Origin of the sequence: Sphingomonas sp. Leaf22 (assembly GCF_001421715.1) — a bacterium.
Classification (GTDB): domain Bacteria; phylum Pseudomonadota; class Alphaproteobacteria; order Sphingomonadales; family Sphingomonadaceae; genus Sphingomonas.
This window is the reverse complement of the sequence record NZ_LMKP01000035.1, coordinates 1-5,981: the sequence shown is the minus strand read 5'-3', so window position 1 is coordinate 5,981 and position 5,981 is coordinate 1. Positions and strand designations below refer to the sequence as shown.

Here is a 5,981-nt window from a genome sequence, read left to right as displayed (position 1 = left end):
CCCTCGCTCGCCCCAGCGCTTCCACCGGTTATACAGCGTCTTGTGAGGACCATACGCGCTTGGCGCGTCTCGCCAGCGCAGCCCGTTGCGGTTGACGAAGACGATGCCGCTGAGCACCCGCCGGTCATCGACACGCGGCTTGCCGTGGCTCTTGGGAAAGAACGGCCGCAGCCGCTCGATCTGCTCGTCCGTCAGCCAAAAAAGGTCGCTCATTCGGGTYTCCTCGCAGAGCCTGAATCAGATCGCGATCCTCATATCAATGGGTCCTGACCCTAGGCGGATGTCGTGGCGCGCGATCAGATCGAGCACCTGGCGATAGTCGGTGGCGGGGGGTGTAAGGATCAGCCCGTCAACGCCTGAGGTTTCGACCAAGCTCTCGATGTCGTAGATGAGCTGATCGGAATCATGATCATATGGCTGTGCGATCATCCGTACGCCTTCGGCAACGCACCGGTCGCGAACGCCGGACTGCATTTCATAAACATAATACGGACTTGGATTGTCGCAGGCGAGTGCGATCTGGAAGCTGCGGTGACCGGCAAGCGACCTTGCAGCAAAGCTCGGCCGATAGTTCAGCGCTGCAACGGCGGCATTGACCCGCGCCCGGGTGTTGTCGGCAACGCGAGGTTCGTTGTTGAGAACCCGCGAGACGGTCTTGATGGACACCTCGGCCATCCGCGCCACGTCGCCGATTTTTGGACGCACTTGTTTCCCCTTCGACAGAAGGAAGTGCCTATCCGTTCGATCCCTTAGGTCAAACGAAATGCGTGTCGTCGGCTGTGGGAGCCAGCCCCCTTGTTGCTATGAACAAAGCGTGGTCCCCAAACTTGCGGGCGGACGAGGTTTGTTGATCTGAAGGGCCAACGCGGAACACGGGCTCAAACTACCAACCAGAACGGTGGAAATGTGTATCTGGGGATCCCGCCATTCAGCGCGATCGCGAACGGGTGAATGAATGTTGGGTTTTGGGAAGCGAGCGGGCCGGCCTGAACGTCCACTTGCGGGTCGTCTTGCTCATCATAGCCCCTTCATTTCAGGAGTTGGGGCCTCCGGCAAACCCGGTATAGATCAGTCCTGCTGGTACGCTAGATTGTCGCGCACCGGCGTAGCAGCCGATGCTACGCCTTCATGCGGCTTGGACCCGATCAGACATGGTCTGTACCGTATCCGTAGTGGCGCGGGCTGCATGTGCTTTAGCGACGAACTCGCCAAGGGGCAGGGTACGGTGATCGATCCACCATTTAGCATCGCTGATCTGAAGACATACTGCGCAGTCGGCGTCGGCGGTCGTGACCGGATCGAGTGTCAGCGCGGCAAGCCGACCGGCGCGGATGGTGGCGGCCCAATCGATCTGCCGCCCGCTTCCGGTCAGCTCGGGCAAGTCGAGATTAGCGATGACCGCTTGATTCTCGAAAGCTTCTTTCGCCTGTTCAACTTGTTTGTCGGCGATGAAGCAGGCTCGGCATTGGGTGGTGCGCAGCCAGCGCGCCTTGCGCGCAACCTGCGCATCAAAGCCGTAGATGACGTGAACCTGCTCGTGGCCGCAGGCGTGTACGATCCGCTGTTCCATGTGAGAAAGCGTGCCGTTGGCAATCCACCGGATCAATCGAGATGAGTCGACCTGAATCGTTCTCGGGACGAATGGTTGCCGGCGGGCTCAGACGCTCGATCACAATAGGGAATTCTCTCCGCTCGCTTTTCGTAAACGAAGAGACCGCCCGCCAAATCTCAATGAACGAATGGCAGAAGCTGGGAAGCGGGCAAGGGGCACCGAACGTCTGGATCTGGGTCATGGCGAAGACAATCTCGTCAGGGACGGCATCCCGAGTGCGTGGGTACTCAATCGCGCTTTCAAGCAGAAACTACGATCAGCAGATGTGGACACCAATCTAAGAAGCGACGGCAAGGTTCGTGTCTCGAGTTTGGTGCGGGTGCCAGCGTGAACGCTTCCCATAAGCGGGGAGCGTAAAAATTTGGAGTGGAAGACCCAACATCGATAATTCGACCATGGTCCTGTTGAGATATATACAAAACGTACCCGCGCTCGGTTGGCCTCCAGTCCGATTAGCCGGGGCGGGTAGGGTAGGGGCCACTGGCTGTAGGTAGTGTGCAGCCATCAAATTGTGGCAATGCCGTCACACCAGAAACGACCAACAGTTGGCCGCCCGCGACCATGCCGGTTGCCCTGCCATGGCTGATCTGCGGTAGAGCGGCTTGGCGGGACCGGCGGAAGCCGGTCCCTATCCGCGTCAGATTTCAAGATGAAGCGAGGCCCGCACCGTCCGCGGCGCACCGGGATAGATCCACAAGGCGCTGTACGAGCTGGCGGCATAACGCTGGTCGAGCAGATTGTCGGCCTCGAGACGGAAGCGGACTCCTTCGATTAGCGGCGCTTCGATCGCCGCCTTCACCTTTACATATTCGGGCAGCACCACCGGATTGGCGGTGAGAGATCCCGCCCGATCGCCGACATAGGCGACGCCCCCGCTCAACTGCCAGTCACCACGGGTCGTAGGAAGGCGATGGACGACCAGCAATGTGCCTGAGTGCTCCGGCACGTTCAGCACATCCGGTGTCGGGAAGGCAGCGTCATCCGCCTTCGCATCGAGCCAGGCATAATTGGCGACGATCTGCCAGCGATTACCGAGCCGCGCCGAAGCGTCGAGCTCGATGCCGCGGCTGACGATGCTTCCGACGGGTGCGAGGAAGTTCGCATCGACCGGGTCGGTCGTCAGGATGTCCTGCTTGCGGATGTCGAACCACGTTGCCGCCAGATCAACGCCGGGCAGTTTGGCTGCGACACCCACCTCGTAGCCGCGCCCCTTTTCCGGGCCGAAGCCCGCCCCGTTGCGATCGGTGCCGGTGTTCAGTGAGAAGTTCTCACCCCAGTTGGCGTGCACCGCGATCACGTCCGTAACGCGGTAGCGAGCACCGACGCGGAAGTTGATGGGCTCGTTGATGTTGCGGCCAACACCGCCGCTGTTGTTGTTGACGATCTTCTGCCGGTACGGATCGATCCGAGCACCTCCGACCAGCGTCAGTCGATCGGTGACGTCCCACATGTCCTGCACGTAGAAGGTGCCCGCCCAGCGGCTCTCGTCATTGTTCGTGAAGGGACGCAAAGGGGCGGCTATCGAAGATCCATAGACGGGACTGAACAGGTCGATCGCGTAAGGGACGACAGCCGCGGGGTTGATGCGCAACCAGCGCTCGCCGTAGAAGAAACGATATCCCTTCACCCCCGCGCTCACCCGGTGCCGGCCGATCTGTCCGGCGAGCTCCAGGCGCGCCGACAGGTCATCGACACTGAAGTCACGCGATCGGCGCTGTCGCCACAAGGCGTTCCCGACGATGCGCGACTGGTCGGCGGAGAGGCCCTTGAGCGTTCCTGTCCGCCAGACCACACCACCGTTCAGCGTCCAGCTTCCGCCGAGTTCCGCCAAGCCGGTCACCTGGTGCTGGTCCTGTCGTGATTTGGTGATGCCGTTCGATGGTTCGCCATAATAGTTTGAGAGCGGCAACGCATTGGCATCGCCGTTGATCGCCGGAATGCCGCGGTCGAACGGCGTGTCGTACTGGCTGAACTCGCCGGTGTAGGTAATGCGCAGCGCATCGCTCGGCTGCCAGGTCAGCGACGGCGAAACAACGCGTCGGCGCAGGTTGACGGCATCGCGCCACCCATCACTGTCCTCTCCTGCGACCACGATCCGGGCGGCCAGGGTCCGAGACAAGGGGCCCGTAGCGTCGAGTTCGACACGCCGCGTGTCGAACGAGCCATAACTGACCATCGCGTTCGCATGTGGCGTAAACCGTGGCGCCTTGGTCACGATGTTGACCCGGCCGCCGGGATCAACATCTCCGAACAGGGCGCCCGCAGGCCCTTTCAGCACCTCAATCCGTTCGGTCGTCGCCGGATCGCGCGGCGGGGCCATGCCACGGTTGGCGAGGAAGCCGTTCAGATAATATTCCGCGCCCCCGTCAGGGGTGCCGAGAAATCCGCGGACGGCGAAATTGTCGATAACACCGCCACGGTTGTTCTGTTGACTGAAGCCGCTGACGAGTTCGAGGGCGTCGCTTAACCGGTACGTTCCCGCCGCATCCAGAATGTCGCGCTCGATCGAACGGCTCGACTGCGACATGCGCTCGGTGACCCGGTCCGACGACAGCGTACGATCGACGGTGTTGCGGGTGCCCAGCACGACGATCTCATCTTCCTCGTCGTGCTCGGGCAGTTCCTGTGCCTCTACGTTGAAGGGCGCCAAACCGAGCGCGAGCGTGAAGGCAACTGCGGACGGACGCAGTCGCGAACGATGGGGCGTGAAGGACATTGCTGCTCCGGAATACGGCCTCAAAACGCCGCAAGGGTTGTGGTATGTTGCAACGTATCATAAAGCCGTTCTGCTGCAACGCAACAGCAGGTCTGCACCGCCTCCGGCTTTCGGAGGTACGGTGCCGACCGGCATGCACGGGATACGGTGCATCGCCGATCCAGGAACATCGGATTGGAAGTCCTTTGCACTCGAAATTAGCTCGTATCTTCAGCGTCCTTCTATTGGCTGGCGCCAGTCCGCTTTTCGCACAGGAGGCGCCAGCGCACTTGCCGCCGGTAATAGCTTGGTCGGGGAAGAGTGAGGCCTTGATCGTTAAGTCTGGTGATCCCTGGATCACGCCGGCCGAGACGGCCGGGTTCCGAACGACGCCGCGATATGCGGAAGTACGAGCATGGCTGAACCGTCTCGGCGCTGCATCGCCGCTCATCACTGTGAATACCTTCGGTCGTACGACCGAGGGCCGCGAGATGATCTATGTCCGTGCCAGCAAGGGAGGCCGCGGCAAACCTGTCGTCCTCGTGCAGGGCGGAATCCATGCGGGCGAGATCGACGGCAAGGACGCCGGTCTGATGCTCCTTCGCGACATTGCGCTACGTGGGAAGGACAACCTGCTCGACAAGGTCGATCTGGTGTTCGTGCCGATTTACAATATCGACGGACACGAGCAGCCGAGCGCGTTCAATTTCCTGCATATTCGTGGGCCAGTAGAGAAGGGGCGTGACGCCAACGCTCGCAACATCGACCTCAACCGTGATTACGCCAAGCTGGATGCGCCGGAGTCTCGGGCAATGATCGGTCTGATCCGATTGCTCGATCCGATCCTCTATATCGACTGCCTTGTCAGCGAAGGCTTCGACATGCAGTATGACGTGACCTTCACCTATGCCGGATGGGGCAAATATGCGCGCCATCGCGCCACCGCCGACTGGTTGGAACACCGCTTCGGTCCGGCGGTCTCGACGGCGCTGACGAACGCAGGTCACATTCCGATTATCTATCCGAGCCCGATCGATACTCGGCATCCGGAGAAGGGCATACGGTACAGCCCGGAAGGTCCACGCTACTCGACTGGATACGGCGACTTCATCGGGATGCCGACCGTGCTGGTCGAGAACCACATGCTCAAACCGTATCGGCAACGCGTGCTCGGCACCTATGTGCTGCTGGAAGCGGCGATGAAGATCGCCGCGGAAGATGCGGTACGCATCGCGGCCGCCAAGGCGACCGATTGTGCGAGCCGTCCGATTGAATTGCTGACACGCTGGAAGCCCGCATCCACCCCGATCGGGTGGATCGAAGACTTCAAGGGCGTGGCGTTCGACACCTATGTGTCGAAGGCTTCCGGTCGAGAGGAACAGCGCTGGTTGGGCAAGCCGATCACCTTCCGAATGCCGATCATCGGCCAGACACCGGTGGAAAGTGTGCGCCTGCCCAAGGCTTGGTGGGTGCCGCGCGAGCAGACGGAGGTTATCGAGCGGCTACGCCTGCACGGCATCCAGTTTGAAACCATTCAAACGCCAAAGGAGCTGAAACTCGATCGTGTTAGGGGTCGGTTCCGGCTGAGGGCGAAATGACACCCTAAGCGTCGGCGTCTTTCGGCCAGAGGTATTCGCCGGTGAGCAGGATGTGCGCCCATCCCAGCATCCCAGC

Annotated in this window: 6 protein-coding genes; 2 read left to right on the top strand and 4 right to left on the bottom strand. The window is 61.0% G+C overall.

The features are described 5' to 3' along the window. From ASE70_RS13615 to ASE70_RS13600, 4 genes are all read right to left on the bottom strand, one after another. A partial coding sequence (locus tag ASE70_RS13615; protein ID WP_156356260.1) for a transposase occupies positions 1–213 on the bottom strand: 213 nt, incomplete at its 3' end. A gap of 24 nt (positions 214–237) precedes the next feature. Beyond that, positions 238–705 (bottom strand): LacI family DNA-binding transcriptional regulator, encoded by a 468-nt coding sequence (locus ASE70_RS13610; protein WP_082451040.1) that lies wholly within the window; start codon positions 703–705, stop codon positions 238–240. Between the two features lie 421 nt (positions 706–1,126). Then, positions 1,127–1,606 (bottom strand): hypothetical protein, encoded by a 480-nt coding sequence (locus tag ASE70_RS13605; protein ID WP_156356258.1) that lies wholly within the window; start codon positions 1,604–1,606, stop codon positions 1,127–1,129. A 643-nt stretch (positions 1,607–2,249) separates the two neighbouring features. Beyond that, a complete protein-coding gene (locus ASE70_RS13600; protein ID WP_056505879.1) occupies positions 2,250–4,328 on the bottom strand; it encodes a TonB-dependent receptor in 2,079 nt (692 codons plus the stop codon). Between ASE70_RS13600 and ASE70_RS20210 the strand changes: the two genes are divergently transcribed. After that, positions 4,318–4,632 carry a hypothetical protein gene (locus ASE70_RS20210; protein ID WP_162233647.1) on the top strand — a complete coding sequence of 105 codons (315 nt, stop codon included), beginning with the start codon at positions 4,318–4,320 and terminating at the stop codon, positions 4,630–4,632. The genes ASE70_RS13600 and ASE70_RS20210 overlap by 11 nt on opposite strands. A 4-nt stretch (positions 4,633–4,636) precedes the next feature. Beyond that, the gene (locus ASE70_RS13595) at positions 4,637–5,905 is read left to right on the top strand and encodes a M14 family metallopeptidase (protein ID WP_327196836.1); all 1,269 of its coding nucleotides are present in this window, start codon (positions 4,637–4,639) and stop codon (positions 5,903–5,905) included. Positions 5,906–5,981 lie beyond the last annotated feature (76 nt).

Excerpts from the sequence above, each read along its gene's own strand:
- ASE70_RS13600 (WP_056505879.1), bottom strand. The coding sequence starts at position 4,328 with ATGTCCTTCACGCCCCATCGTTCGCGACTGCGTCCGTCCGCAGTTGCC.